Here is a 3,030-nt window from a genome sequence, read left to right on the forward strand (position 1 = left end):
GATAGGGGTCATCTCCAGCCACAGAGCCTATTATTGCAATTTCGAGAAAGCTGGATAGTTTATGTACTTTTTCAGCAAACTCATTAGCAGCAACTCTAAGAATTTCATTCTTATTCATCTTCTTTACTCCATTAAACTACTAATTAACATTGTGTTTAACGGTATCAGCATATACGAAGTTACGGCCGAAGGGAGCAACATCTTGAGTTGTTTTCTTTTCTATTTTATCCTTACCTCTAAGGTTTCTGAACCACCCACAATACGCAATCGGTGGAAAACTTCTTTACTTCTTCGGACTCTTCACAAAGTTCAGAACGCAATATTCCTTCTATTAAGATAAACCCTGCTTCTTCCAAACTTAAAATTACTTCATCTCTGGTTGGAAGATGAAGAAAAGTGTCTCTCTCTTCCATCTTTATAACCCTATCTCCAAACTCGTGCAAACTTTTATCTTGAAAATGCAATGCCCACCTTCTCTTCTCCTCTTGCCAAAATGATTCATATTCTTTACTGCTATCCCTATCATGAGTAGTAAACAAGAAATATCCTTTAGGTTTCAATATACGCTTTATTTCATTTAACACTTTTATCCGATTTTCTCTTCCCGGTATCTGCATTATCCCATTAAAAGAAAATAAAGCCGCCTCAAAGGTTTCATCATTATAATCCAAACAAACCGCATCTCCCACACTAAAAGCTATGTTATAATTCAATTCCTCACTAATTCTTCTGGCTTGCACTATCATAGCTTCTGCCAAATCCAATCCTTCTACTAGATGGTAACCAAGCTCATAGAATCCTATGGTTGTTCTCCCTGCACCACATCCAATATCTAAAATTCGGTCTTTCGGATTAAAATATTTTTTAATCATCATCTTCTCAGATTCCCATAGCCCAATTTCCTTAACTGCTCTTGTATAATCTGATACTGTCTTTTCTGTGTTAAACGATTTTCTAATAAACTCTGTATCAACTTTTCTTGTGTTCATCTCTTCGTGCTCCCCATTTATAAATTTTAATATTATTTCTAATGTGTTTGCAAAATATAACTCATATTTCCCCCTGTGTCTTATCCCAATCTTTGACGAACTGCACCATATAGAATTATTCCAGCAGCTACTGATGCATTTAAGGATTCAGTGGATCCCAAGATAGGAATTTTTATCTTTTTATAAGCCGCTTTCCTCCATATATCATTTGCTCCTCTATTTTCGTTTCCGATTACCAAAGCGAAAGAATCTTTGAGGTTAGCGGAATAGTAATATTCTTCACTATCTAAATCTGCCACCATAATATTTATAGAGTTATAGTTTAACCATTTGACTGCCTCATTATCATCAAGACCACTTACAATAGGCACCTGAAACAGGGAACCCATTGTAGACCTAACAACTTTTGGGTTATATAAATCTACAGTTCCTTCAGTTAATAATACCGCAGTAGCACCTGCTGCAGCGCTGGTTCTTATGATCGTCCCAAGATTTCCAGGATCCTGCAGGCCATTCAAAACAACTACCAAAGGATTTGCCCCAAGAATTATATCTGCCAATGATATTTCTATTTGTTCAGCTACCGCTATTATTCCTTGAGAGCTAACTGTATCTGAAACCTTATTAAATAGATTATTGGGAAGTCTTAAAACCTGACAATCTTGATTAATTTTTGGCACATTTTCTGCTGTTTCATTAATAATAAGGTATTTTATTTTTATTCCCCTACTATTAGCTTCCTCAACAAGTCTGGTGCCTTCTATGAGAAATAATCCACTGTTTTCACGAACTTTTTTTTGACTTAAAGCTCTTACCAACTTATACATTGAATTTTCTCTGGAAGTAATATCTTTATACTGCTTCATGTATGATACTCCTCTATAGATTAAAATTAAGGGAGTTCTGCTTGCAAAAATTTGACCTCAAGCGTCAAAAGAACTGTCCCCCTGACACTGTAGTAATACCTAAAACCTTAACTATCTGATTAAAAAATTCCTCAGTTCCTATAGGTTTTCCGCTAAAAGTTACCGAATTATTAACCCGGCACACCTTCCCTATTTATTCTATTAGGCTGTCCGCTTTTCTTTTTAGCAAATGCGAGTATGGCTCCTAAAGCAATCGATAAAAAAGCAGCAGATAAAACTCTATACTCCGGAGGCAATAAAAATGTTATCGTGTGTGCAGGTATCCAAAAAATTGGAATCGTCTTCATTATTACAAATGATATAAAACCATCCCAATCAATCCTCTTTACTACATCGCTGAGTGTTACTTTTCCTTCTTTATTTTCATATTTCAAATCAATAAATGTATCAGTTATTCGGTGAAAGGCCATCATAGTCGGTGCAAATGATAAGTTCATTATAAAACTGACGAAAAACGCAAAAGCGAACTTCGAATTTCCACCAGGTAAAAATCCATTTGCTAAAGCGCCTGCTATTCCTGCAGCAAACACACTAAATATTAATACAATAACCATTCCTAATAATCCCCATACAAAAGCTCTATATAGCAATCCCTTGGGAATATTCCAATCACTTGTCACAATTCTTATAGCCAAAAGCTCTCCCATTGTAGCAAGTATGAAAAATTTGATAAATCCTCCCATATAAGCATGTTCGGTTGTAAATTTCATAAACATTTTATGAGTTACCGAGGCTACTAATATTACAACAAAGACTGTCAAACCGGCCAGCCAAAAAAAATAGGATGCGTTGTTAATGCTCAGTAATTGAGTAATTTTTTGTACCATAAAAAGAAAATGGACCTATTTATTATGATACGACAAAAGTTTTAAAAACCCTCTTTTTTAAGAAATTTTATTGAGATTAACTGTGTAAAGTTTAAAGATGGATTCCTGCTCCCCAATCAGGTCGGGGACAGGTTTCGAGGGAATGACAAAAAAGAGGTAGATATTCTGGTCGGGGCGAGAGGACTTGAACCTCCGACCCCCTGAACCCCATTCAGGTGCGCTTCCAAACTGCGCTACGCCCCGACTTTTATATTATACTAAATGATTTTATTTATAGCAATAAAGTTT

3 protein-coding genes and 1 tRNA gene are annotated in these 3,030 nt (G+C 35.6%); all 4 read right to left on the minus strand.

Annotation, left to right across the window (positions count from 1 at the left end):
- Positions 1–236: 236 nt before the first annotated feature.
- Positions 237–989 carry a class I SAM-dependent methyltransferase gene (locus Q7J67_01010; GenBank protein MDO9463874.1) on the minus strand — a complete coding sequence of 251 codons (753 nt, stop codon included), beginning with the start codon at positions 987–989 and terminating at the stop codon, positions 237–239.
- Between the two features lie 80 nt (positions 990–1,069).
- Positions 1,070–1,855 (minus strand): RNA methyltransferase, encoded by a 786-nt coding sequence (locus tag Q7J67_01015; protein MDO9463875.1) that lies wholly within the window; start codon positions 1,853–1,855, stop codon positions 1,070–1,072.
- Between the two features lie 170 nt (positions 1,856–2,025).
- Entirely contained in the window at positions 2,026–2,742 is a 717-nt protein-coding gene (locus Q7J67_01020; protein MDO9463876.1) for an Mpv17/PMP22 family protein, read from the minus strand.
- A gap of 166 nt (positions 2,743–2,908) precedes the next feature.
- Positions 2,909–2,985 (minus strand) — tRNA-Pro (locus Q7J67_01025).
- Positions 2,986–3,030: the final 45 nt, after the last annotated feature.

The sequence above is a fragment of the bacterium genome, from assembly GCA_030652805.1.
Lineage (GTDB): Bacteria > JAHJDO01 > JAHJDO01 > JAHJDO01 > JAHJDO01 > JAHJDO01.